This window comes from Rheinheimera sp. F8, from assembly GCF_001518915.1.
Genome location: NZ_CP013656.1, coordinates 1,823,633 through 1,849,643, shown reverse-complemented (window position 1 = coordinate 1,849,643; position 26,011 = coordinate 1,823,633). Strand labels below are relative to the sequence as shown.

Here is a 26,011-nt window from a genome sequence, read left to right as displayed (position 1 = left end):
GCCACACAGACTGGCGGCTCTGTGGCCGCCTTGCTTTGCTGCGTGATCAACTGCCTTTGTAGCAGGTGACGTCGACTTCGACTTTGCAATCCACCACCAGATCGGCCACGGCGCAGATGCGGGCCGGCGGATGGGCGCCAAACACTTCGCGGAACACTTTGTTGAAGGAGCCGAAATAACGCGGATCGGTCAGCACCACAGTGACGTGCACCACATGCTCCAGGCCATAACCAGCTTCCTGCATGATGTCGAGACAGTTCTGGATCGCCAGTCGCGACTGTTCAACAATGCCGCCTTCGACCACTTCGCCATCTTTCATCGGCGTCTGGCCGGACACGTACAACCAGCCGCCGGCTTCCACCGCGCGGGAAAAAGGTAAAAACTGACCACCGGTGCCGGTGCCGCCTTCAGCGCCAAATCTGCGGATCATGGGTATTACTCCTGTACATTGTTGGAAGATAAACGCGGCAGGAAACGGCCGGCCCGAACACCGGTCGCCGCCCCCTGCTGATAACTGAGCACACCATTGACCCAGACTGCCTGAATCCCAGCGGCACAGGCCACCGGGCTGGTGAAAGTGGCAGTGTCACGCACCAGTGCCGGGTCAAATAACACCAAATCAGCCTGATACCCTTCCTGCAGCAACCCCCTGCCAGCCAGATTAAAATTCGTCGCTGACAACGCTGTCATTTTATGCACAGCTTCAGGCAGGCCAAACAGTTGCAGATCGCGGCAATAATGGCCCAGCACCCGCGGAAAAGCGCCCCACAGCCGTGGATGTGGCTGCGGATCACAAGGCAAACCATCGGAGCCAATCATGCTAAAAGGTGCCTGCAGAAACCGCTGCACATCGGTTTCATTCATACCGTGGTAAACCGCACCGGCCGGCATCAACCGGCTTGCGGCTTCCACCAGGCTGCAGTGCCAGTCGGCGGCAATGTCGGCCAATAAACGCCCGGCCATCGTTGGCTCCGGCTCAGACCAGGTAATGAAAATGTCGAAATCGCCGGTGACCTGCGCCAGATCCAATGTGCTGGAACTGGCCGAATACGGATAACAGTCGCAGCTGAATGCTTGCTGTTGCCGTCTGGCCGCAAAAAAGTCGAGTACTTCGGCAGAACGGCCCCAATTCGCCACGCCGGCGCATTTTAAATGCGACACGACCACCGGCACTTGCAGCGCCTGACCTAAATCGGCCGCTTCAGTCAGCGCGTCGAGAATACCGTCAAATTCGGTGCGTAAATGCGTGGTGTAAATCGCACCGGCAGCCGAGAGCGGCGCCGCCAATGCCAATAATTCCGCCGCCGGCGCCTGACTGGCGTTGTGATAAGCCAGGCCCGAACTTAAACCCAAAGCACCTTGCGCCAGCGCCGCTTCCAACATGGCACGCATCTGGCTGATTTCGGCCGGCGTTGCCGCACGGTCAAGCCGATCCATGGTGCTGGCTCTGAGCGCCGTATGGCCGACCAACGCCGCCACATTCACCGCCGGCTGCGCGGCATCAACAGCAGCGGCATAGTCGGCAAAAGCGGGATAACTGAAATCGGCACTTTGGCCGAGCAGATTCATCGGATCCGGTACTGTGGTGGAGCGCAGCGTCACCGGTGCGGCACTGATACCACAGTTGCCGGTGATCACTGTGGTGACGCCCTGACTGAGTTTCGCCAGCAGTTGCGGATTACGCAGCACTTCCAGATCGTCATGGGTATGCACGTCAATAAAACCCGGCGCCAGCACCAAACCATGCGCATCCAGCACTGTGGCGGCCCGTACGTCCGGTGCAGATAAATCGCCGATGGCGGCGATTTTACCGGCCGCTACGGCCAAATCGGCCTGCCAGCCCGGCCGGCCACTGCCATCGAGCAGCATGGCGCCACGGATCAGCAGATCAAATTGATACGGCATGTCGCTCCCGGCATGTTGCACTGTTAATCCCCTAACGGCAGGCGCTCTGGCCCCTGACGATGTTCGTCCAGCTCATGTTTGATCCGGCGCAGTTTCTCGCGCGATTTACGCTGATTCAGCACGGCTACCTGGCTGACCAAAATGTCGATCGCCGCCAGCATCACATAACGTGAAGCACTGGGTTTATAAATGAAATCAGATTCTTGCGTCATAATTGGCAGGTGAATATCCGCCAGCGCGGACAAACGGCTATCCGGGCAAATCGCAATCACCTGGCTGCCATAATCTTTGGCAATTTGCACCGCCGCTTCGACATCGGGGCTGTAACCACTTAACGACAAACACAACACCACATCGCCTTTGTCGACGCTGGCCGCCGTCATCCGCATCATCAGTGGATCTGAATAAGCATTGCTTGGCACACAAAGCCGGAATAACCGGTTATGAACTTCCTGTGCCAGCACAGAGCTGCCGCCACCAACGCCAAAAATCAGCACCTTTGGCGCGGCAATCATCAGCTGTGCTGCGGCATCTGTCACTTCCGGCCGGATCAGACCACTATTGAGCTGTAGAATGTCGATGATGGCGCTGTAAATTGCCGGGATGTCTTTTTGCTCAACCGGTTTTTCGTTGATAAAGCGCTCACCAATCGCCGCCGACTGCGCCAGCCGTAATTTCAGCTCGCGCACGTTGGTGCACTGCAGCGCGCGCGCCAGCCGGGTGATACTGGCGTGGCTGACACCAGCTTTGTCGGCCAGATCATTGATAGGCGCATTGGCCGCATAATTCAGGTCGTGCAGGATAAACCGCGCGACTTTCTGCTCAGATGGCCTTAAGTGGGCCAGGCATTCATGAATTCTTGACACAATATCCACAGGGTAAAATCCTTTGGCCTGGTGCAGGCGTTATATCTGCTGATTAAAACTCGGTCGCCAGCACACGGCGCACGACAAAATCTGCATCCAATACCGCCAGTTGCCGCCATTTATCCAGTGTCAGACAAGGGTGTGATGCAGAAAAAGCCAGCATATCACCAACGACCAAATCTGTGTCAGCCGGGAGCTGCAGCTGCAGATGCTGGTCCATAATTTTGCTGGCCAACCAGCCCGGCCCCACCGCAACCGGGGCCGTCATCCCCCTGCGATACCACAGTTGCGGCTGCGGCAAACCGGCGTCAAAAGCGACATCGCGTTTACCAAGACCAATGATCGCAAGGCCAGGTTCAGGCCGCGACAATACATAGCCCCACAGCTGCAGCGCGTCTTCCAGTGCGCCCGGCACCAGGCAGGCCTGCGGACTGCGCGCCAGCACCTGTAGCTGTGCGTCCTGGTAAATACCGCTGTCGTGCAAAGCATAACAACCGGGGCGCAGCACCAGCGCAAACCCCTGCTGGCTTAATGTACTTTGCTGAAACTCGTCGGCGACCAGATCATAATTGGCCGACCCGGCACCACTGACCAGCAGTTGGCCGGTCGGTGTTGGTTGTAACCAGCCGGCTTGGTGCAGCGCCAACGTGGTCTGATAACAATCGCGGATAAATTGGCGCAGCGCGGTTTCATCCCCTTTCACCATGCCTTCGTAAAACTCGACACCACAGAGCTGCAGCGCCGGATAGTGACGGATTTGCGCGGCCAGCTTCAGCGCCGCAGCCTCCCCGCGTACGCCACAACGCCCGCCGGGCACCCCCAGTTCCAATAACAGATTCAGGCGAACGCCGGCATCGGCCATACACTGCTGCAGCGTAGGCAACTGCGCCGCATCATCAACCAGACAATAAAACTCCAGCCCTGCCGCGATTAGTGCTGCCACCTGACGTTGTTCGGTACGGCCAACCAACGGATTGGCCAACAGAATACGCTGCAGACCAGCGCGGGCCGCACTTTGCACTTGTGGCACTGTCGCCAGCGTCATGCCCCAGGCGCCGGCGGCCTGCTGCGCGCGGAATAATTCCGGTGTCATCGCGGTTTTGCCATGCGGCGCCAGCAAGGCCTGACTTTGTGTGGCGAATCTGGCCATCCAGGCTAAGTTGCGCTGTAAGGCCGGCCAGTTCAGCGTCGCAACCGGCAGGCACAGATCACCGTCCAGCAAGGACCAGCCCTGTTGCCCGAATTGCGCCCAGTCACCTAATCCTTTTCCGGTTTGCGCCAAACCGTCTATTGAAACGTTAGCTAAATCAGTCACTTCAGCATTCCTCTTTTTACAGCCCGGCTTGTTAATCCCGCCGCTACCGGCCAAAACACCACCAGATCCCGCTGTAAAAATAATCGTTGTGTTACATTAAAATATCGTGTTAAAACATAACAAGCAATAGTGATTATAAAAGTTATTTAATAACATAAATGGATTTTGCATGGTTTCACCGCACTCAAAAACGGCGGGCGACGCCGGCCATTCCGGCGGATTTCACCCGGAAATAAGGCCAGCGCGACCTGCACATCAAAGGTGAAAACAACAAGTTATTGCAGAGGAACAACATGTCACACCCACAATTTCGCATCAGCCTGCTGGCCATGTCCGTGGCGATGCTGCTGAGCGCAACAGCACAGGCCCAAACCACACAGCAAGCAGCGACGGCCAAAACCGCTGAACAGGAAGTCGAACGTCTCGAGATCCGCGGTATTGCCGCCAGTAACAAACAAAACCTGAATAACAAAAGATTCAGTGAACAGGTGGTCGACACTATCACCGCCGAAGATTTAGGCAAGCTACCGGATGTCACTATCACGGACACGCTGCAGCGCATTCCCGGCGTGCAGATCCGCCGCTCCGCCGGTGAAGGCTCAACGGTCAACGTGCGCGGTATGCCGCAAGTCACTACGCTGCTGAACGGCGAACAATTTTTATCCGCCGGCTCCTTAACCACAGTGCAGCCGGATTTTACCGACATCCCGTCGGCGCTGATCGCCGGTATCGACGTACTGAAATCACCGATGGCCAATGTGTTATCCGGCGGCATTTCCGGCACACTGGATTTAAAAACCTGGCGGCCTTTGGACTTAAAACCCGGCAGCACTTTTGCCTTTAACACCGAATTGACCCGCGGCAGCTTATCGAAAGAAAACGACGGCAAAGTGTCGTTATTTGGCGGTTATAAATCCGACGATGAAAAATTTGCCGCCGTGATGACGCTGTCTTATGACCAGAACAATCTCGCCAACTATTTAAATGGCGCCATCCTCAATGCGATGGAAGTGATTGGCGAAAACGAAAAAGATAAACGCGACTTCAACGGCGACAAAGACAATAACGATACTTTTTTTACCCAGCGTTATTACGGCGTGATGGACCGCACCACCGAGCGCGATCGCATCGGCGCTAATGCCTCAGTACAGTATGTCTTGAGCGATACGTTGACGCTGACTGCCGATCTGTTTCACACCCAGATGGACGACGCCGACCGCAAGCAAGGCCTGATGGTCGACAGCGCGCGCGGCAATAACTGGGCTTATTCTGACCAATTTATCCCGCGCGCCGACGGTCCGCTTGGCGGCAACATTTACACCGTCAGCGAAGCGCTGTATCAGGTGCGCCGTGTCAGTGCTTATTCTGAAAGTCTGACCAACGATCGCGAATCGACCAATATCAATCTGCAGCTCGACTTTGATAACAAAGACAACTTTTCCGGTTCGGTGCGCTATTTACGCGGCGACGCCAGCCGTGATCATACCGAAAACGTCGCGCATGCTTATGTCACCAGCGGCGCGCAACATGGCCTGATGCGTAACGTTGGCAACGGCGTCGAGCCCGTCAACCCACGCGGTTATGGCCCGGCCGATATTCCGGTCCAGTTCAGCCGCGGTGGCAAATATATCCGCTTGAGTTACCCGCAAGGCTTTGCCCAGGACATCAAACGCACCAATTTAGTCTCGACCTACTCTGAAAATAACTTCCACGAAGAAGCTACGCTCGACGTGCTGCGCGCTGACGGCAAATATGCCTTTGAACTGGGTGATATTCAGTCGGTGTCTTTTGGCCTGCGCACCGCTAAACGTGATGTTGAGCGCGACACATTTATCCTGGTCGCACCATTTAAAACCGGCAACTTGTCTGCAGACGTGATGTGGAAAGACTCAGGTGCGTCTTTAGGTGACACCAACGGTGACGGCGTGGCGAACGTCGCGCTGGGAGATTTAACCTTAGGCCGCGCCTGGTATTTTGATGAACTGCCGGCCGGTTGGGTGCATCAGGTCAACGGTTTTGGCCCGGCAAGTTCCGACAGCTTTTATCTGATTAACCCCAAAGCGCTGGATAACCCGTTTGCGTCACAAAACCAGCTGTATCCGGGCAATAAAAAGCTGTCCGATCCGGCCAAAAGTTACGGCGTAACCCAGACCGACCACAGCGCTTATCTGAAACTGGATTTAGACGGTGAGCTCGGCAGCCTGCCGTATCAGGCCAATATCGGCGCCCAGTACATCAAAACCGATCTGGAGATTTTGCAGAATCTGGTCGGTAGCGCGCGGCCCTGTTCACTCTGTACTGCCGCGATTAAAGCCGGTGAAGAGCAAATTAACCGCGACGACGACACCGTGTTGCCATCGGCCAACTTACGGCTGGACCTCAGCGATGAGCTGATCCTGCGCGCTGCTTACGGCAAAACCATGACCAATCTGGATTTCAGTAAATTGGCCGGTGGTGTCTCAGTCGGCCGCACCCGCGCCGGTGACGTGTTAGCCAAAGAATATGGCGTGTCGCCAGATTTACTGGTGGCGGTCAGCGGTCGCCAGAATGGTAACCCTTTACTGGAGCCATGGCGTTCGACCAACTACAACCTCGGTCTGGAGTGGTATTACGACAGCGCGAGCTTAGTCAGCGTGGGTCTGTTCCGGATGAATATCGATTCCTTTATCGAAAAAGGCCAGGTGATGAAAGGCCTGCCGGATATCGACGGTGTGGTACGACGTGAAGTACCGGTTGACACCGAAATTAACGGCAAAGGCGGCACCGTCAAAGGCGTCGAAGTGACCTGGCAACAAAGTTTCGATTTCCTGCCAGGTGTCTGGAGCGGCCTTGGTACCACACTGAACTACACCTATGCACCATCCGACAGCGCCAACAAAGATGTGTATGGCGCGACTTTGCCAATTCAGGACAACTCAGAGAATTCCGGCAATGCGGTGCTGTGGTATGAAAAAGACGGTCTGCAACTGCGTGTGGCGGCGAACTACCGCAGCGACCGGTTGGATTCTTTGGCGATCCCACTTGGCAAGGGCGTGGTGCCAATCTGGACCCAATCAACGGTGTATGTCGACGCATCGGCCAGCTACGACCTGTTTGACCACAGCAGCGTCTACCTGCAGGTCAGCAACCTGACCGGCGAGTTCGAAAACAACTACGCGCAGTGGCGCGACCATGTGATTTACCAAAACGTCTACGAAAAACGCTGGACGCTCGGCTGGCGCAGCCGCTTCTGATCCGGCGATTCGGACCACTCCCTGTTTGAGTGCGGTACTTGGGGCCTTCGGGCCCCTTTTTTTATCAGTAGCAATGTTTCGCTATCTGAGCACTGCGGTATCCGGTATGTCTGGCGGATTTAAGATTGTTAAAACTGACCGATCTGGCCCTGCGCCGCGTAGCTACCACTGAACTATCCAACTTCAGGTAACAAGCAGCTATGTTTAATTTCTTTAAGCGCGACCCGCTGAAAAAACTGCGCCAGCAATACGATGCCAAAGCCGAGCAGGCCATGCTGGCACAACGTAAAGGCGATATGCGGTTATTCGCCGATTTAACCGCAGAAGCCGAAGAACTGTGGGCGCAATATCAACAACTGCAACAAGCCACACAGTCGGAACCACAGGCTTAGCCGATTGCTTTGTTAGTTCATTGGCGCCTGCACAGATCCCAATGACACTATCTGTACATCTCAGTGAGAATGAAAAATAGCGTATCTGATTCGGTGGCTGGTGGTGGCTGATACGTAGTTTTGTGCCAGTTGCGGATATTGGATGAACCGTATGGGTAGGGCTTGCCCCTACCCATAGTCCGCGAAATTCGGGTAGGGACAAGCCCTACCCCTACACTGTATCGGAGATCCGTAATTCGCTCATAGCCACCATCCCCTTTCATACACCGGCCAATGGCAGTGTGATGTAAAAGGTACTGCCTTTGCCTTCAACGCTGTCAAATCCAATAGTGCCGTGCATTCGCGTCATCAGTTCCTTACAAATGCTGAGACCAAGTCCGGTGCCGCCGCGCTGGCGGGCGTCCGAACCGTCGGCCTGGGCGAACTTCTGAAAAATACGCGAGCGGAATTCAGCCGGAATACCCGGCCCTTTGTCACAAACCTTCACCAGCACGCTGTTGTCTTTGATTGCAGCAATAATTTGTACCGGGCAATCCGGCGCGGAAAACTTCACGGCATTGCTAATCAGATTGCTCAGTACCTGTTGCAGTCGCTGCTCATTCACCATCACCTTCACATCTGCCGGCAGCAGCTGTAAATCTAACCGCAGACTCACGGCAAAATTATCGGCATAGCCCTGATTCTGCTGCAGCGCCAGCTCCAGTTGAGCCGACAGGCTGGCCGGTGCCAGCGTCAGACTGGATTCACCCAGCTCAAGTTTTTCAATATCCAGAATGTCATTTACCAGCGCAGCAAGACGCGCAGTATTTTGCTGCGCCATCTGCAGCATGTTGCCGGCGCTCTGTGGAATTTGGCCCAATACACCGGCATTCACCAGATCCAGTGCCCCTTTGATTGAGGTGAGCGGCGTACGCAACTCATGACTGATTGTCGCGACAAATTCCCGTTTCAACCGTTCCACCTTTTTCCGTTCGCTGATGTCATGTAACAGACAGATATACCAGGTGCGTTCGGGCAGTACATAATTACTAAGACTCACCTCAAGTTCAAGCGGACTGTGCGTTGCAGTCAGCCCGGCAGTTTCCACCGGCCGCCCCTGCCAGGACTGCAACAAGGGCTGAATGCTATGCTGCAATCCAGGCAACATGGTCCCAATCGGCAAGGCCCGGAACTGACGTTCGCTGTAACCAAATAATTGCTGCGCAGCAGCATTGGCGCGATCGATCTGGCCAGACGAATCGAAAATCAGGATCGCCTCGGCGGCATTGTCCAAAATGCCGCTCAGCTCCAGCGTACGTTGACGCACAAGCTGGCGTACGTGTTCAGCCCGACCGGTCACCGACAACAAAAAACCACCCAGCAAACTGCACAGCAACAAACCACCGGCCAGAATGGCCCAGGACTGCAGGCTGCTTTGGGCACTGAGGAACTGCTCACTCGGCAGGATCTCGATACTGAAGCTGCGTCCGCCAACGTCAAAATCTTCCTGCCATACCAGCGGTCTGGCATAGGCCGGGATTGCCGAACTGACCTTGCTGAACACGGCTTGCGCCGGCGCAACACTGGTGTCGGTGACCTCTAACTGAAAACTGTCTGGCGGGTAGGCACTGAGTGCGGCATCAATCACATCAGCAATATGCAGCACTGCCACCACATAACCGCGCAATGACTGCTGCCGCCCGGTCACCGAAGTCGGCGGCTTTGCTGTGGTATACACCGGATAAAACAACAACATGCCGGTTTTTTGTACCTCATCCTGAATCAGCGCCAGCGGTGCTGTCAGGGTGGCGCGGCCCTGGTCACGGGCGACTTGCATGGCACTGTGGCGCCGTGCTTCCGAGCCCACGTCGTAACCGACTGCCTTGCGGTTTTGCGCCAACGGCTCGATAAAAGTGATCGGAAAATAGTCAGATCGCGCTGTGGCTGAGATCAGCTGATTGCCAGAATTGCGTTCGCTGATCACAAAGCCGGCATTGCCATTAGTCTGCATGTCGGCCTCAAACGCCGGCCGTTGCGCGGCGGTTACCCGGGCGTTCCAGCTGACCGCGCGGATCCCCGGATAGTCTCTGACCAGCGGGTCGACAAAAATTGCGAAATCGCTGCTGCCGACGCTGGCCGACGCGGCAAACAGCCGCTCTATCGGCCCAACCGAACTGGTATGTAACGCGATAGCGGATTTGATGCTTTGCACCATCAATTTGGCTTGTTCGTGAAAATGTTGTTGCAGCCGGCTCTGTTCGTCGGCACTGGTGCGGAAAAATAACACTACCATCAACACACAGCTCAGCAACAATGGCAGGCCGACAGTGCCGATACGGCTACGCCAGAGCTCGCGCGGCCTGGCGAAGGCAATAAACATCAACGGTGCGGCGATCAGCACACCGATGCTGTCGCCGATCCACCAGCTCCACCAACTGAACAGAGTCTGGCCCGGCGTAATAATGTTATGCAGGTACAACACAGCGGTGCCAACACTGGCGCTGAACAGACATGTCAGTGGTCCGCCAATCAGCAGCAACAGCATAATGCTGCGGTCTTCAGTCAGTGGATTGGGGAAGCCGATAAACCGACGGATCAGCCAGCAGGCACACAGACACTGCAGTGTCGTGCCCAGTGCAATACCGCAGGCGACCGGCAAATGCTGCCAGCCCAATTGCGTCACACTGGCAACGGCTATTGACAGGTTCAACAGCATTGAGCCGAGAAACACCCCGAGCAGCAGCGGATAGCCCCATATCAGCACCGCCGCCAGCGCCACACCGACTGGCGGAAAAATCGCACTGACAAATCCCGGCGGGATCGCCAGTAACATCGCCAGTCGTCCGGTGATCAGGAACGCCAGCGCCAGCAGCATGATTTTTCCGGCAATTGAAGCAAAATGCAAAGTCGAAGTTGCGCTCATCAGCGCTCCCTGCAGGTATCTGTTATCCCGTCCAAATTAAAGGTAAACCGGTTGGTTCCGCAAGCCGGGATTGGCTGAAAGCCAAAACTTCAGCCAATCGGCACCAGACACTGACTGGCACCGGCCAGCACCTGCAGTCGTAACTGTTGCAGTAACGGGCTTTCGGTTTGCCAATGATGCCAATACAGCGGCGTATCGAGATAGTAACCGGGCGCGAGGTCAATCAGCTCGCCATTGGCAAAATGCGCCTGCATCTGTAGCTCCGGTAACAGGCCAAAACCGAGTCCGGCCAGTACCGCTTTTAAAAACCCTTCAGACGATGGGCAGAGATGGACGTGGCTGGGGCTGATGCCGGCGATATCCTGTAAAAAACGGTGTTGCAGCGCATCATCGCTGCTAAATACCAGACATGGCGCCTGTGCCAGCAGCGCCGCCGACAATGGCTGCAGCTGATAGCGCCGGACAAAATCCGGGCTTGCCACCGCGCGGTAGCGCAGCGCGCCGAGCGGCATCACGGCGCCGCCATTCAGTGGCTGCGGGCTGTCGCAGATACAGGCCATCACATCACCTTGTTTCATCCGCTTCAGACTGACCGACTGATCTTCCACCACCAAATCAAAACACAGTTGTGGCTGATCCGGTAACACCAGTGCTTGTGGCAGCCAGGTTGCCAGAGAATCGGCATTGGTGGCCAGACGCAATAGTTGTACTTCCTGATCAGCCAGACCCAGCGCCGCTTCCATCTGCCGCACCTGCTGCAAGTGATTCAGCAGCCGCTGTCCTGCCAGCGTCGGTTTTGGCGGTGTAGATCGTTGCAATACCGGCTGGCCGAGTACCGCTTCAAGTTGTTTGATCCGCCGGCTTATCGCCGACTGCGTCAGGTGCAGCTGCGCCGCCGCTTTTTCAAAGCCACCTTGCGCCGTCACCGCAGCCAGCGCCTGTAACAATCGATAATCCAGCATCAGTTGCTCCTGAACAAATCAAACTCAGACTGAATCTATGATTTTTATGCATGTATCACAATTATTATTCGTTAGATTCATAGTAAAGCACTGGGTATGCTCAGATCTGCAACACCAGCAGGAGCAATCAAATGTGGTCATTTTTTACCGGGTTCAGTGTCGGACTGAGCCTGATTGTCGCCATCGGCGGGCAGAATATCTGGGTATTAAGTCAAAGCATGGCAGGCGCCAACCGGCTGGTGATCGCGACGGTCTGTATCCTCTGTGACGCGCTGCTGATCGTTGCCGGTGTCAGTAGTATCGCCACGCTGCAACGGTGGATCCCGCCACTGGTACCATTGCTGACCGTCGCCGGCGTGTTGTTGCTGTTATATCTGGCTTTTGGCGCGGCGAAGCGTGCCTGGCAAGGCAATTCCGGCCTCAACACCGACGCGCAGGTGCAATTGCAGTCGAGTGGAAAAACCGCGCTGACAGCGCTGGCTATCACCTTGCTGAATCCGCACGTTTATCTCGACACCGTGGTGTTGCTGGGCAGTCTTGGTAATGCACAGCCGTCACCATTTTGGTTCACTGTTGGGGCCTGCCTGGCGTCATTTTGCTGGTTCAGCGCGCTGACCGGCTTTGCGCCAAAATTAAAATTGCTGTTGAGTTCGCCGCTGCGCTGGCGCCTGTTTGATGGCAGTGTGGCGCTGTTGCTATCGCTGATCGCCATCAAACTGGCGCTATAAACCGAATCTACAAAGGCGCTGCCGGCAATTGTAACAGCCGGCATATCCGCTAACGTTTTCGTGCTGGTCAAGGCATCTTCACGCGTGCAGGATCTGGGCCCTGTGGCCGATACCATCAACAAGGAACCGTCGATGTCATTGTTTTTCAATTCTTTTGCCGCACCAATCCGCAGTAGCTTATGGCTGACGGCTGTGCTGATGGCAGGCACCATCGCTTCGGCGTAAGCGGCAACCCCTGCAGCCGAGAGCAGCGCCGCGAAACTGGCGCAGGACTATGTCCGTGCCACCTCTGGTTTTGATCAGGTCTTGCTGCAACAAATACTGGCGCCGGACTATCAGGAAATCTCACCGGTTGGTGAAGTCGATGCCAGAGACAAAGTGATCAGCTTTTATCCGGCCGCCGCCAAAGCCAAAGCACCGCCAGTCACGCCGGTGTTATCTGAACTGAGCAACCGGGTCTATGGCGACCAGCTGGTGATCAGCACCGGCAAACTAACCTACAGTTTTGCCGGTACCCCACATAGCCGTAGCATGCGCGTGCAGTTTGTCAGCGCGCTGCAGCAGAACCGCTGGCAGTTAGTGTCGGCGCAGTTCACCGGCATTCCTGCAGCGAAAAAATAACGCCGACAGACCAGGCACTTCAGGCTGCTGCACTGCCGCGCCAGCGCCATAAACATACGGTGAACAAAATCACCGTGATTAAGCCGGGGACGCTGGCTTCCAGACCAAAACTGCCGCCACTGAGCCAGTCCGGGCAACCGGCGGCAATGACCGGGCTGAGCATGCCCTGTTCGGCTGAACCTGACACGCCAAAGCCTAATAATGTCCCTTGGGTAAAATTCGCCATAAAATGCAGGCCAATTGGCAGCGCCAAGCTACGGGTGCGCAGATACGCCAGACCAAACATCAGCGATGCGATGAAAATATTCAGCATCGCCAGATAATGCCAGCTGTCACCTTGTTTCAGCGCCGAGGCATGGTTCAGCACAAAATAAGCCGACATGGCCAGTTGCGCCGGCCAGCTGCCGATGCCGTCGATCAGGCGCTGAAACATAAAGCCGCGAAAGGTCAGCTCTTCAGTCACCGCCACACCAACAAACAACAATAATGCTGCCAACAATGCTGTTTGCCCCAACCCATGCCATTGCCAGCTGAGCTGACCGGTCAACGTTAACAACAACGCCGGCAATGCCATCAGGCCAGCCCCCAGTAACACACCAGCCGCCAGCTGTCGCAGCCATTGCCGATCCAGCGCGCCAAACAACTGCGCCTGCGGTCTACCGCGCAAACGCTGGCACAACAGCGATACCAACAACACAAGCACGGCTTGCATCCAGGGCGCCAGTTCGAAGCCCAAACTGCTGCTGAGCATAATCAGCGGAAAAACGCCGGCGGCCAACAGCAGGAAAAACAGCGCGATCCACCAGCCGTTACGCAGCTCCCCGTCGCTATGTCTGAAGATAGTTTTGAACATCTGTGATCCTATGGAATAGCAATACGCATTAATCACGATAAAAAAGCAGCAACAAGTTGTCTGTAGCTGAATTGTAAGCAGTCTGACAAATCGTCACTGGCCCGGCTGGGCGCTCCGGCTGCGCTCTGATAAGCTCGATTTACTGTAAGTTATTTTTGGGGATGTGATGCAGGAAAATACTGTCAGACTGCAGCCGTTATCAGGCCCGCTCTGGCTATTATTGTGCCGGGCCGGCCTCAGTCTGGTACGGCCAGAGCGTGATCTTGGTGCCGATACCCGGCAGTTCCGCCATCAGCTCCCTGCACCTGCAGCCGCCGCCATCAGCGCCTACCAGCAGCATTTTGGCTTTGCGCCCGAAGCTGTCCCCTTGTGTTTTTATTATCCGCTGCTGCAACGGGCGCAGCTTGCCAGTATGTTGCAATGCCGCGGCTTACGCGTCGCCGGACTGATCCATACAGACAACCAGCTGGAGGCGCTGCAGGCACAAACCCCGCAAATGCTATGCGGCAACGGTCCTGTGCAAATCGACACAACACTGCATACAGAGAACAATGAAAAAGGCCTGTATTTACGCGTTGAACAACAGCTGTGGCAACAAGGAAGGCAGGTTCTGCGTGCCAGCAGCGGCTATCTGTTAAAAAAAATCCCCCGCAGCGCTGCGCCTGGTGCAAAAGCGACAACAGCACCGGCTTCAGAACAGCACCACACTGTGTTGACACAGATCCAGACCCAACCGGATGCGGCCCGCCGTTATGCCCGTTTATCCGGCGATTTTAATCCGATCCATTTATGGCACTGGTCGGCGCGGTTATTTGGCCAACGTCAGCCAATTTTACACGGTATGGCGAGCGCAGCGTTGTTATGCCAAAGCCTGCAACATCCACTGCAAAGTCTGACCTTAGGCTTTCGCAAACCGGTGTATCCGGGCACATCGTTACAGCTATGCCGGATCACAGACGGTGTTTATCAGTTGTATGACGGCCAGCGGCTGTGTCTGGAAGCGGACCTGCGTTACTGGCCGGATGCTCATGCATTCGACACCAATTAGCCGGGCCCTGCTCGTGATGTGGCGCCGCGGTTTGTGGTGCTGGAGCGCTGCGCTGCTGTTTTCTGCCAGCGCCACAGCGTTTGCAGAGGCAAAGCCGACGCCATTGTCCCAGACCAGCGCAGCTGACCTCGCATTACTGATCCAACAAACTGAACAACAGCAAGCGCTGCCGCTGTATCCACTGGCGTATTTTTTTCAGCCCGAACAGTTCAGCGATCCCCGCCTGACCAAACCGCTGCTGTCGCCGGATGGCCAGTGGCTGTTGTATTGGCGCCAACAGGGCTTTAGTTATTGGTTATGTCGCAGCCGTGGCGATGGCGAAGAACAGGTGCTGCTGAAACAACGTCAACCGCCACCGCCATCGATGGCATTCAGCAATGACCAACAAGGCGTGTGGCTCGGCGCCGCCGATCTGCTGCAGTATCTCGATCTGAACCGAAAACAGTTGCGCACCATCTGGCAACCGGGTTTTGCCCTGCCCGGTTCGAAACAATTGCCCGGCAAATCAGCCGTGTCGTTACTGCAACTCAGTAGCCACGGCGGTATTTTGCAATGGCAGCATGCGGCCCGGGGACAGGTTGACCACCAGTACTGGCTGGTCAATGCACAAAGTACAGCACGGCTGCTGCATCAACAAACACAGCCACTGCAACAGTTGTGGCTCAGCAGCGAGGCAAAACCCGATCTGCTGCTACAGTTCAGTGGCCAACGCTTTGATACCGAAATACTGGTGCGGCAGCAGACCACTCAACAGTTCCAACCGTTGTTATTGTGCCCCGCACCCGCCCGCTGTGTGCCGTTAGCCCGGCAACACCACACAGGCCACTGGTGGCTGCTTAGTGATCTGCAACGCGACAGGCTGAGCTTATTGCAGTTGAATACTGGTGGCAGTCCGGTTTGGCTGGATGCCTCAGAGACTGGTGCTGCTGCGCGCCAGCCTGATCTCAGCAATGTGCTGTTCAGCGCCAGCGGTGACTTGCTGGCCAGCGCCCGGCTGACCGATCAGCTGCGCTGGTTTGGTCATACAACGGCCTGGCAGCAACTACTGCCAAAGGTGCAGGCACTGGCGCCGTCCGGCTCGATGCAGCTGCAACTGGCGGCGCAAAATCGGGTTTTACTGGTCAGTTTCAGCTTCAGTGACCGCCAACAGCCACAGCACTGGCGGCTGCAAATCAGCCCGCAAGGCCAACTGCAACAGGCGCAACCACTGCAACTGACACCACCACGCCAGGAATGGCCCGGAGTAGCAGCGCGGTTGTTGCTATGGCCGGCCAATGATGGCGAGACCATCCCGGGATATGTCTATTTGCCGCCGGGCCGGCCGCTGGCGCAGTCGCCGATCATCGCCTTGCCGCATGGCGGTCCGTTTGAACAGAGCAAACCCGAATATAACGCGCTGGTGCAGTTGCTGGTGAATCGTGGTTTTATTGTGCTGCAACCAAATTACCGCAGTTCCACCGGGTTTGGCCGGCGTTTTATCACGCTGGCACGCGGCGATTTTGGTCAGCATAATCCGGCGTTGCAGGATGTGCTGAGCGGCCTGGACTGGCTGATCAAGCATGGCATCGGCGACGCGCAGCAACAGGCGATCATCGGCCATTCGTTTGGCGGTTATCTGGCGTTGCAGGGTCTCAGCACTGAACCGCAACGCTTTCGCTTTGGTCTGGCACTGGCGGCACCGGTGGATTTGGCGACAACACTGCAGCGCTATGTGCCGCAGCTCGGCGCGACACCACAACAACGCCCGCTGGATCTTGAACTCAATGACTTTGGGGTGCGTTGGCAAGATCCGGCATGGCAGCAACAATTGCGCCGTGAAGCGCCGCTGGTACAGGCCGCACAGATCCAGCGCCCGCTGTATCTATGGGCCGGCAGACTGGATGATCGGATCGATGCCGGCACACTGCTGCAATATCAGCAGCTGTTACAACAACTGCAAAAACCGGCACGACTGTGGTTGGATCCAAACGCCGGTCATCAGCCACACACACTACTATCGCGCCAGTTGCAGCTGTATCTGACTGCCAGCATCAGCCTGGCGCACCTCAAAACCGCCGCGCCATTGTTGCCGATGCCGCCTGCTCAGGCTACCAAACAAACCGGCTTATCGCTGCAACAGGCCAGTCTGGAAGAGCTGGACCAACAACTACAGGCATTAGAAATTGTGTTGCCTCCCGCTGCAAATTAACAGTTAATTAACTAAGCTATGGTTTCTGCGGATCAACAAATCCGCAGCAAACTGCCGGGCGCATGGAGTGCCCGCCTGCTCACAAGGACATCGTGATGACCCCGAACCTCCATTTTTTTGCTGTCGCGCTGCTGGCTGCAGCCCCTGCCATGGCGCAGGTTGAACAATTTAATGTCGCTCAGTGCGCGCAGTTACATTTGGCGCTGGAACAAAATCGAGATCTGCAGCGCCGTGGTTATCGGCTGAAACAAGAGCTGAAAATCAGAGGGCAGCAGGCCCAGCTGGAACTGCAGTTACACTATCATTGCCAGCAGCCCGCGGAACAAACATCACCATTGGCGCGGCAACCAACACGCCGCCAGTTAACCAGACGCCCGCCCCCGGTCCCCACGCACGCACCGGCAAAAACCCGCGCTGCGCCCGGACTGCAAATCTCTGAGATCCAGGTAAAAGCGCCGTATCAGGGCGCCAAACTGACCGCCTGGTTACAGTTTTATCAACCGCCATTTTATTGTTACGGCGTGCGCCAGACCACGCGGATCCGCCAATGTGTCGAGCAACGCCAGCAAGCGCAGCAGCAATTTGAACAACAATATGCCGAACCGGCCACTGGCGTGCAGACACCATGACTTGTCTGACCAGTAGCAGTCGGATATGCTGTGGACCGAATTTTTTCTTTGCGGAGTTGTGATGAAAGTCACTATTAAACAAGCCCAGCGCATGTTGTTCTGGTTCGGTCTGCGGTATATCCCGCTGATCGGTTTTTGCAGCCCGAAAATCCGCGAGATGTCGGACAACCATCTGGCGGTCAGCATGCCGCACAACTGGCGCACCAAAAACCATCTGGGCAGTATCTATTTTGGCGCACTGGCGATTGGCGCGGATTTAGCCGGTGCTTTTCTGGTGTTCAGCAAAGCGCGTGAACGCGGCATCAACGCCAATTTTGCTTTTAAAGATGTCAAAGGCGAATTTTTAAAACGGCCGGAAGCAGAAGTCTGGTTTCGCAGCAATGACGGCGCACTTATCGACGCCATGATGGACGAATCCATTGCCACCGGGCAGCGCATCAATAAAACCGTCAGCATCACAGTGACCTGCCCTTCGCTGCACGGCGACGAACCGATGGCTCATTTCGAGCTGACGCTTTCAGTCAAAGCCACTGCCAAAAAAGCCGGTTGAACCGGCGCTGGCCCTACTGTAGCCGCTCTGTCGCAGCAATTGCAGCAGACGGCAGTTCTGCGTACACTGCGGTTTTTGTTGGCAGAGCACCTTTTCAGAGAATTCCCGCATGCAACACTTACCCGGCAACCTGTTTATTCTGTCTGCACCAAGTGGTGCCGGCAAATCAAGCCTGATCAATGCCTTACTGGCACAACATCAGGACATGCAACTGAGTGTGTCCCATACTACCCGGGCACCCAGACCAGGCGAAACCGATGGTGTGCATTATCATTTTGTCAGTGTCGAACAGTTCAAACAGCTGATTGCCGAAGGTGTTTTTTTAGAATGGGCTGAAGTTTTCGGCAATTTTTATGGCACGTCGCGCCGTGCCATCGAAACCGAGCTCGCCAAAGGCCGCGATGTGTTTCTCGACATCGACTGGCAAGGCGCACAGCAGATCCGGCCACAGGTACCCGGCGTGTTATCGGTATTTATTCTGCCGCCAAGCGTAGCGGAACTGGAGAAACGCCTGAATAACCGCGGCACCGACAGCGCGGAAGTCATCGCAAAACGGATGGCGCAGGCGCAAAGCGAGATCAGCCATGTCACTGAATATGATTATGTTTTAATCAATGATGACTTTCAGCAGTGTCTGCAGCAGTTTGCCGCTGTGGTGCTTTGCCAGCGTCTGACACTGGCCAAGCAACAACAGAAGCAACCCGCCTTGTTTGCCAGCTTGTTGGCTACAACGGCAAAATAGCGTACACTAACCGGCTTTGAACGAATCAGTCTTATCCCGGAGTGCAAAATGGCGCGCGTAACAGTCGAAGATGCAGTAAATAAAATTGGTAATCGTTTTGACCTGATCCTGGTCGCTTCACGCCGCGCCCGTCAGCTCTCGGTAGAAGGCAAAGAAGCAATGGTCGACGTCGAAAACGACAAATGCACTGTAGTTGCGTTGCGCGAAATCGAAAAAGGCCTGATCACCGCCGACATCCTGGACCAACAGGAACGCCGCGATCAACTGCAACAAGAAGCTTCAGAAATGGCTGCTGTTGCTGCAATCATCGGTTCAGATCACTAATTCCGCCGATCTGAAGCTGAATGCCAACGGGGCCTCCCGTTGGCAAGCCTTTAAAATCCACGTATATTTGAGCTTGTAAGCGGATATTGCCCTGATATCCGGATCCGGAGTCTCATCACTGTGTATTTATTTGAAGGTCTGAAACAACAGATCAGTGCGTACTTGCCGCCTGAGCAGGTTGCCCTGGTGCAACAGGCCTACATGCTTGCGCGCGATGCCCACGCCCCGCAGTTCCGCTCCAGTGGTGAACCTTATATTACCCATCCGGTGGCCGTGACCAGCATTCTGGCTGACATGCGGATGGACCACGAAACGCTGATGGCAGCCCTCTGCCACGACGTGATCGAAGATACCGAATACAACTACGATGATCTGCACCAGCGTTTTGGCGCCACTGTGGCCGAACTGGTACAGGGTGTCTCGAAACTCGATAAAGTAAAATTCAAAGATATCAAAGAGTTCGAAGTCACCAACCTGCAAAAAATGTTTCTGGCGATGACGCAGGATATTCGGGTGATCCTGATCAAACTGGCCGATCGCACGCACAATATGCGCACCATCGGCGCGTTAAAACCAGAGAAACGCCGCCGTATCGCCCGCGAAACCCTTGAGCTCTACGCGCCTATCGCCAATCGGCTCGGTATCCACAACATCAAAAATGAACTGGAAGACTGGGGTTTCCGCGCTTTATATCCGATGCGTTATCGCGCACTGGAAACTGCCGTTAAACAGGCGCGTGGCAACCGCAGCGAAATCATCGACAAAATTCAGAGTGAAATCTCCGCCCGCATTCGCGACGCCGGCATCAATGCTGATGTCAAAGGCCGGGAAAAACACCTGTACAGCATCTATCGCAAGATGAAAAGCAAAGAGCTGATGTTCAACGATGTGATGGATATCTACGGCTTCCGTGTCATCGTCGACAGTGTCGATTCCTGTTATCGCGTGTTGGGTGTCGTGCACAACCTGTACAAGCCGATTGAGATCCGCTTTAAAGATTACATCGCCATCCCAAAACAAAACGGCTACCAGTCGCTGCATACCTCGTTGGTGGGGCCGCATGGTATCCCGGTCGAGATCCAGATGCGCACCCGCGATATGGACGAAATGGCCGACAACGGAATCGCCGCGCACTGGAAATATAAAAAGTCCGGCGAACAGGGCGATAGTGCTGCGCAAATCCGCGCCCGCCGTTGGATGCAAAGCTTGCTGGAAATTCAGCAAAGCGCCGGCAACAGCTACGATTTTGTCGAAAACGTTAAAACCGAACTGTACCCGGATGAGCTGTATGTCTTTACGCCAAAAGGCAAAATTGTTGAATTGCCGATTGGCGCCAACGCCGTTGATTTTGCCTATGCCGTGCATACCGATATTGGTAACCGCTGTGTCGGCGTACGTGTCGACCGCAAACCTTACCCGCTGACCAAAGCGCTGGAAACCGGCCAGACCGTTGAGATCATCACCAGTCCGGGTGGCAAACCCAATGCCAGCTGGCTGAACTACGTCGTGACCAGCCGTGCCATTATGGGCATCCGTAATTTCCTGAAAAAACAGCAACAAAGTGAAGCTGTTGCGCTGGGTAAACGCCTGCTCGGATCGGCACTGGGTGAAGTGAAAATTGAAGCCATAGCGCCTGAACGAATCGATCGGGTGCTGGCGCACACAACGAAAAAGACCCTCGACGAGTTGTATGCGGATATTGGCTTGGGCAACCAGCTCCCCATCGCTGTGGCACGCCGGTTACTCGGTGAATTTGATGAAGCCAGCAGCGCCGCACAGACGCCGGTCGATGGCAGCCTGCCATCCAAAGTCAAAGCGGTGATTATCGGCTCAGAAGGCTTGCTGACGACCTTTGCCAAATGCTGCCGGCCGATCCCGGGCGACCCAATCGCTGCCAGTGCGTCTCCCGGCAAGGGTTTGAACGTGCACCGTGCCGAATGCCGCAATATCCGCGGCTGGGAAAAAGAGCCGGGTAAATATTTCCCGGTGAAATGGGACAAAACCAGCGATAAACAATTTCTGGTCGATATCCGTGTATTTATCGTCAACAAACAAGGCATGCTGGCCAAATTGACCACAGTGATCGCGTCGCAGGACTCCAATATTCAGGATCTGGCGACCGACGATCGCGATTCCGGCGATTACGTGATTAAAATCACTTTATCGGTACGGGACCGCATTCATCTGGCCAATGTCATGCGTAAGATCCGGGTCACGCCGGATGTGATTAAAGTTTACAGAAGGAAGTAACCAGCATGTCCAAAGTCATTATCAGCACTGCCGAAGCCCCGGCCGCTATCGGCACTTATTCTCAGGCGGTTAAGATTGGTACGACTGTCTACCTGAGCGGTCAAATTCCGCTGGTGCCTGCAACGATGCAGCTGGTGTCGGAAGATTTTGCCGAGCAGGCGCATCAGGTATTTAAAAACCTGGCAGCGGTCTGTGACGCTGCCGGCGGCAGCATTAACGATATGGTGAAGGTGAATATCTTCCTGACCGACCTCAGCAAGTTTGCCACCGTCAACGAAATTATGGCGCAATACTATAGCCAGCCATATCCGGCGCGCGCTGCAGTCCAGGTCAGCGCGCTGCCACGCGCCGCCCAGATTGAAATTGACGGTGTGATGGAGCTGCCATCAACCAATTAAGCAAACTGCACCGCTGGCTGCGTCAGCCACTGGTCTTTATCGCGGCCCTGCTGTCATCTGCTGCCCAAGCTGCAGATGACAAGCCAGTGCTGTACTGGTGTCTGGACCATTTCCCTCATTTTCACGAATTCCAGCGCCCTGATCGTCCGGTCGGTGCCTCTGTTGACCTGATGCAGGAACTGGCACGTCGCGCCGGGTTTACCATTGAATTCAGCCCGCGCACGCCGGTCGCCCGCTGCTTCCGCCAGATGGCGAGCGGTGAAGCCGATCTGATGACCAATCTGAACAAGACGCCGGAACGCCAGGCCTTGATGCAGATGTTTCCGTATAGCGAACGCATTCCGGAATCGTTGTACCTGCGCGGCAATGATCCACGCACGATCAATCAACTCAGTCAACTTGAACACCTGACGCTGGCGACAGTGCGAAACTACGCCTATCATCCGGATCTGATGACGCTGATCCGTCATCTGGGGCCAAACCGTCAGGTCGAAGTCGCCAGCATCGCTGCGGGTTTTGATGTGTTGGCCAAAGGCCGGGTGGATGGCCTGATAGTGCCGCGCTTCAGCTCGCTGGATTATCTGTACAACACACCAAGGTTACACCAGAAGTTTAAACGCGCCCCGCTGATGCTGAAAACAGCGACACCACAATTTATCTACATCGGGTTTTCGCGGCATAGCCGTCACCCGGAACTGGCTGGCGTGATTGAACGCACAATCGCAGAAATGATGGCAGACGGAACTGTCAGCCGCTTATACGCACCGGATGCAGGACAAACCGATTTAACTATTTTGGTTGGTAACTAAAGGCAGGCCTCTGGCCGCAGGGAGTTGCAGATGTCAGCACGGTTCGGGCTAATTGCACTGTTTTTGCTATGCAGCAGCTTGCCAGTCAGCGCTGCCGATGACGTAGCTTTAGCCGCAGATCACGCCAAACCAACCTTGCAATGGTGCCTGCACCACCTGCCACCCCGCCACAGCTATTTGCCCGGCCAACAGCCGACAGGGCCGATGGTCGATATGATGCAGGAACTGGCCACTGCCAGCGGTTTTACTCTGACGTTCAGTCCACCCACGCCAACCAGCCGCTGTCTGAAATTACTCGAACAAGGCAAAACTGATTTGATGATGGGGCTGGTGTTCACCGAAGAGCGCAATGCAGTGTATTTGATGGCACCATTTGATGAAGTGCGGATGACCAGTTTTTTTGTCGCACCGCACAGCCCGGTGCTGCAGAATCAGCAAGACCTGCGCGGCCGGATCGTCGTGCTGACGAAAGATCGGATTTACCCGCCTTCATTTATGAAACTCTTGCAGGAGTTGCATATGCGGGTGGTCTGGGGGAAAGATCTGGAAAGCGCGCTGGCGCTGCTGTTGTATCAACAAGCTGAATTGTACGCCGGACCTTTGCACTACACCGCGCTTGAACTGCAGAAAAATCCGCGCTTTAAAACCCTCAAATTAAACGACTGGCAATTGCCATCAGATCCCAGTCAGCAAAGCTATCTCGCGATGTCGCGGCTCAGTCCGCATCGTGACCTGTGGCCGGTGCTTGCCGCCGAACTGCAGAAAATGGTCGACGCGAAAAAAACCCATTTTTATTGAAGTCAACGTGATGCCCAGCAAATCACGCTGGTTTTCCGTTATGATGCCGGATATGACTGTCTGCGGACCTGACTGAATTTGAGCCGGACCTCCCTCGCTAATCTTGCCATCGTACATCTCAAAGGTGTGGGTGCCAAAACCGCTGCTTTGCTGGAAAAACTGGGCCTGCATTCAGTACAGGACATTTTGTTCCACCTGCCATTACGTTATGAAGACCGCACCCGCGTCTGTCCAATCGCGGACACCTGGCCGGCGCAGCAAGTCAGTGTGCAGGGTGTGGTGCAAAGCAGTGAGATCACCTTTGGTAAAAGGCGCAGCTGGGTCGTAGTCCTGCGCGACGGCAGCGGCTCCATCACGTTGCGGTTTTTCCATTTCAGCGCGGCGCAAAAAAATGCCGTCGAACCCGGTGTGATGCTGCGCTGTTTCGGCGAAATTAAACGCGGCATGCGTGGTGTTGAGATGCTGCATCCTGAATACAAAGTAATGAAAGATGATGCAGGCCCTGAACTTGCCGAAACGCTGACGCCGGTGTATCCGACCACGGAAGGACTAAAACAAGGCAGCTGGCGCACGCTGACGGAACAGGCATTAGTCGAACTGCGCCGCGCTGCGCCGGAAGAATATCTGGCGCCGTTGTTTGCCATGCAAAGTCAGCAGGCTGGCCACTGGCAGGCCTGGAGCCTCAGCGATGCGTTGTTCTACCTGCACCGGCCACCACCGGATGCCTCATTGCAACTACTCGAGCTGGGTCAGCACCCGGCACAACAACGGCTGATTTTTGAGGAGCTGGTCGCGCAGCAACTCAGTATGCTGCAGATCAGAAGTCAGTCGCGCGGTCAGGCCGCCCGCGCGATAGGCGCAGATCCGCACTTTACGCCGCAATTACTCGCCAGTTTGCCGTTCAGCCCCACCGGTGCGCAACAGCGGGTTCTGGCCGATATTCAGCATGATTTAGCCAAAACTGAACCTATGCTGCGGCTGGTGCAGGGCGATGTCGGTTCCGGTAAAACGCTGGTCGCGGCGTTATCCGCCTTGCCGGTGATCCATGCCGGTTTTCAGGTCGCACTTATGGCGCCAACTGAACTGCTGGCAGAACAACATGCCGCTACTTTCCGGCGCTGGCTGGAGCCACTGGGCATCCAAATCGCCTGGCTCGGCGGTAAAAGTAAAGGCAAAGCCCGTGATGCTGAACTGGCAGCCATTGCCGATGGCAGTGCCCGGCTGGTGATCGGCACTCATGCGTTATTTCAGCAGCAGGTCCAGTTTGCTGCTCTGGCATTGGCCATCATCGATGAGCAACACCGCTTTGGTGTGCATCAGCGCCTCGAACTGCGTGCCAAAGGCGCTGTGCAGGGTTTTGCGCCCCATCAACTGGTGATGACCGCGACGCCCATCCCACGCACGCTGGCGATGACCGCCTACGCCGATTTGGATACCTCGATCATCGATGAACTGCCACCGGGCCGCACACCAGTCACCACTGTGGCCGTGCCGGATACGCGTCGGGCCGAAGTCGTCAGCCGGGTCAAGCAAGTCGTGCTGGAACAAGGCCGGCAAGCCTATTGGGTCTGTACCCTGATTGACGAATCCGATGCATTGCAATGTCAGGCCGCGGAGATCACGGCCTCCGAACTGACTGCCGCGCTGCCAGAACTGAAGATTGGTTTAGTCCATGGCCGGTTAAAAAGCAGCGAAAAACAAGCGGTGATGCAGGCATTTGCACGCAACGAATTACAACTGTTGGTGGCAACCACAGTGATCGAAGTAGGTGTCGATGTACCGAACGCCAGCCTGATGATCATCGAAAACCCGGAACGACTGGGTCTGGCGCAGCTGCATCAGCTCAGAGGCCGGGTTGGCCGTGGCAGCGCGGCGTCACATTGTGTGCTGTTGTTTCACGCGCCATTATCGCCGACCGCGCAGGCACGTCTGAGCGTGCTCAGAGACAGCAATGACGGTTTTGTCATCGCCCAGCGTGATTTAGAAATTCGCGGTCCCGGTGAATTACTTGGCACCCGTCAGACCGGCCTCGTCAGCTATCGCATCGCTGATTTAAGCCGGGATCAGGACTTTATTCCGGCAGCACAGCAAGCTGCACGGCAGCTGTGGCAACAAGACCCGCGCGGCAGCGAAGCGTTGATCCGGCGCTGGCTTGGCTATCGCGAGTTGTATGCCCAGGCCTGATCAGGCTTCCAGCCACAATTTGCGTACCGCTGCGACCGATGGATGAGAGATCAGCACTTGCGCTTCGTCCAGCAGTTGCGCAGCGTCAATCGGCTGCTGCAGATGTAAACGCAGCACCAGGCAGGCTTCGTCGTGATACTGCGCCAGCTCAGGTGCGCTGATATCGTGCACTGCCGGGTGTTTCAGGTCATAACCACATTGTTCGGCAACTTCCTGCAGGGTCACGTCATCATCGGATATTTCAACTGCAATAAATAATTTCATCTGCCTGGTTCCGTGAAGCTGTATAGTAAGCGCCGATTGTGCCACAAAGC

The 26,011-nt window shown here is 55.6% G+C and carries 23 protein-coding genes; 15 read left to right on the top strand and 8 right to left on the bottom strand.

Annotated features, from left to right (window positions below):
- Positions 1–46: 46 nt before the first annotated feature.
- Genes ATY27_RS08320 through ATY27_RS08305 form a run of 4 tightly spaced genes read right to left on the bottom strand, consistent with a single transcriptional unit; the run spans position 47 to position 4,086 of the window.
- Positions 47–430 carry a RidA family protein gene (locus tag ATY27_RS08320; protein ID WP_208933140.1) on the bottom strand — a complete coding sequence of 128 codons (384 nt, stop codon included), beginning with the start codon at positions 428–430 and terminating at the stop codon, positions 47–49.
- A 5-nt stretch (positions 431–435) separates the two neighbouring features.
- On the bottom strand, positions 436–1,905 hold the full coding sequence (locus tag ATY27_RS08315; protein WP_208933139.1) for a D-aminoacylase: 1,470 nt from the start codon (positions 1,903–1,905) through the stop codon (positions 436–438).
- A gap of 23 nt (positions 1,906–1,928) precedes the next feature.
- On the bottom strand, positions 1,929–2,771 hold the full coding sequence (locus ATY27_RS08310; RefSeq protein ID WP_208933138.1) for a MurR/RpiR family transcriptional regulator: 843 nt from the start codon (positions 2,769–2,771) through the stop codon (positions 1,929–1,931).
- Positions 2,772–2,823: 52 nt separating this feature from the next.
- On the bottom strand, positions 2,824–4,086 hold the full coding sequence (locus ATY27_RS08305; RefSeq protein ID WP_208933137.1) for an alanine racemase: 1,263 nt from the start codon (positions 4,084–4,086) through the stop codon (positions 2,824–2,826).
- A gap of 293 nt (positions 4,087–4,379) precedes the next feature.
- Here ATY27_RS08305 and ATY27_RS08300 point away from each other — a divergent pair, with 293 nt between their 5' ends.
- A complete protein-coding gene (locus ATY27_RS08300; RefSeq protein ID WP_208933136.1) occupies positions 4,380–7,319 on the top strand; it encodes a TonB-dependent receptor in 2,940 nt (979 codons plus the stop codon).
- Between the two features lie 200 nt (positions 7,320–7,519).
- A complete protein-coding gene (locus tag ATY27_RS08295; RefSeq protein WP_208933135.1) occupies positions 7,520–7,711 on the top strand; it encodes a DUF6435 family protein in 192 nt (63 codons plus the stop codon).
- Between the two features lie 259 nt (positions 7,712–7,970).
- Here ATY27_RS08295 and ATY27_RS08290 read toward each other — a convergent pair whose 3' ends face one another.
- Together ATY27_RS08290 and ATY27_RS08285 are read right to left on the bottom strand one after the other, a co-directional pair.
- Positions 7,971–10,613 (bottom strand): CHASE domain-containing protein, encoded by a 2,643-nt coding sequence (locus tag ATY27_RS08290; RefSeq protein WP_208933134.1) that lies wholly within the window; start codon positions 10,611–10,613, stop codon positions 7,971–7,973.
- Between the two features lie 89 nt (positions 10,614–10,702).
- On the bottom strand, positions 10,703–11,575 hold the full coding sequence (locus ATY27_RS08285) for a LysR family transcriptional regulator ArgP (RefSeq protein WP_208933133.1): 873 nt from the start codon (positions 11,573–11,575) through the stop codon (positions 10,703–10,705).
- A 131-nt stretch (positions 11,576–11,706) separates the two neighbouring features.
- Between ATY27_RS08285 and ATY27_RS08280 the strand changes: the two genes are divergently transcribed.
- Together ATY27_RS08280 and ATY27_RS08275 are read left to right on the top strand one after the other, a co-directional pair.
- A complete protein-coding gene (locus ATY27_RS08280; RefSeq protein ID WP_208933132.1) occupies positions 11,707–12,303 on the top strand; it encodes a LysE family transporter in 597 nt (198 codons plus the stop codon).
- 261 nt (positions 12,304–12,564) lie between these two features.
- Positions 12,565–12,924, top strand: a complete 360-nt coding sequence (locus tag ATY27_RS08275; protein ID WP_347876420.1) for a DUF4440 domain-containing protein — start codon at positions 12,565–12,567, stop codon at positions 12,922–12,924.
- A gap of 19 nt (positions 12,925–12,943) precedes the next feature.
- On the opposite strand, the gene ATY27_RS08270 is transcribed toward ATY27_RS08275, so the two are convergent.
- A complete protein-coding gene (locus ATY27_RS08270; protein WP_208933130.1) occupies positions 12,944–13,777 on the bottom strand; it encodes a CPBP family intramembrane glutamic endopeptidase in 834 nt (277 codons plus the stop codon).
- A gap of 166 nt (positions 13,778–13,943) precedes the next feature.
- Between ATY27_RS08270 and ATY27_RS08265 the strand changes: the two genes are divergently transcribed.
- The 11 genes from ATY27_RS08265 to recG all read left to right on the top strand — a co-directional run bounded on the left by ATY27_RS08265 (position 13,944) and on the right by recG (position 25,697).
- Positions 13,944–14,825 carry a MaoC/PaaZ C-terminal domain-containing protein gene (locus ATY27_RS08265; protein ID WP_208933129.1) on the top strand — a complete coding sequence of 294 codons (882 nt, stop codon included), beginning with the start codon at positions 13,944–13,946 and terminating at the stop codon, positions 14,823–14,825.
- Positions 14,806–17,013: an alpha/beta fold hydrolase gene (locus ATY27_RS08260; protein ID WP_208933128.1), complete on the top strand. Its 2,208-nt coding sequence runs from the start codon at positions 14,806–14,808 to the stop codon at positions 17,011–17,013. Before ATY27_RS08265 ends, ATY27_RS08260 begins: the two co-directional genes overlap by 20 nt.
- 95 nt (positions 17,014–17,108) lie before the next feature.
- On the top strand, positions 17,109–17,642 hold the full coding sequence (locus tag ATY27_RS08255; protein ID WP_208933127.1) for a hypothetical protein: 534 nt from the start codon (positions 17,109–17,111) through the stop codon (positions 17,640–17,642).
- A 61-nt stretch (positions 17,643–17,703) separates the two neighbouring features.
- Entirely contained in the window at positions 17,704–18,192 is a 489-nt protein-coding gene (locus tag ATY27_RS08250; protein ID WP_208933126.1) for a DUF4442 domain-containing protein, read from the top strand.
- Between the two features lie 109 nt (positions 18,193–18,301).
- Positions 18,302–18,934, top strand: a complete 633-nt coding sequence (gene gmk, locus ATY27_RS08245) for a guanylate kinase (protein WP_208933125.1) — start codon at positions 18,302–18,304, stop codon at positions 18,932–18,934.
- A 48-nt stretch (positions 18,935–18,982) separates the two neighbouring features.
- A complete protein-coding gene (rpoZ, locus tag ATY27_RS08240) occupies positions 18,983–19,258 on the top strand; it encodes a DNA-directed RNA polymerase subunit omega (RefSeq protein WP_208933124.1) in 276 nt (91 codons plus the stop codon).
- A gap of 120 nt (positions 19,259–19,378) precedes the next feature.
- Entirely contained in the window at positions 19,379–21,508 is a 2,130-nt protein-coding gene (spoT, locus tag ATY27_RS08235; RefSeq protein ID WP_208933123.1) for a bifunctional GTP diphosphokinase/guanosine-3',5'-bis pyrophosphate 3'-pyrophosphohydrolase, read from the top strand.
- Positions 21,509–21,513: 5 nt separating this feature from the next.
- On the top strand, positions 21,514–21,906 hold the full coding sequence (locus ATY27_RS08230; protein ID WP_208933122.1) for a RidA family protein: 393 nt from the start codon (positions 21,514–21,516) through the stop codon (positions 21,904–21,906).
- Between the two features lie 86 nt (positions 21,907–21,992).
- Positions 21,993–22,715: a transporter substrate-binding domain-containing protein gene (locus tag ATY27_RS08225; protein WP_208933121.1), complete on the top strand. Its 723-nt coding sequence runs from the start codon at positions 21,993–21,995 to the stop codon at positions 22,713–22,715.
- A gap of 30 nt (positions 22,716–22,745) precedes the next feature.
- The gene (locus ATY27_RS08220) at positions 22,746–23,513 is read left to right on the top strand and encodes a transporter substrate-binding domain-containing protein (RefSeq protein ID WP_208933120.1); all 768 of its coding nucleotides are present in this window, start codon (positions 22,746–22,748) and stop codon (positions 23,511–23,513) included.
- Between the two features lie 78 nt (positions 23,514–23,591).
- On the top strand, positions 23,592–25,697 hold the full coding sequence (gene recG, locus ATY27_RS08215; protein ID WP_208933119.1) for an ATP-dependent DNA helicase RecG: 2,106 nt from the start codon (positions 23,592–23,594) through the stop codon (positions 25,695–25,697).
- On the opposite strand, the gene ATY27_RS08210 is transcribed toward recG, so the two are convergent.
- Positions 25,698–25,961, bottom strand: a complete 264-nt coding sequence (locus ATY27_RS08210) for a hypothetical protein (RefSeq protein ID WP_208933118.1) — start codon at positions 25,959–25,961, stop codon at positions 25,698–25,700.
- Positions 25,962–26,011 lie beyond the last annotated feature (50 nt).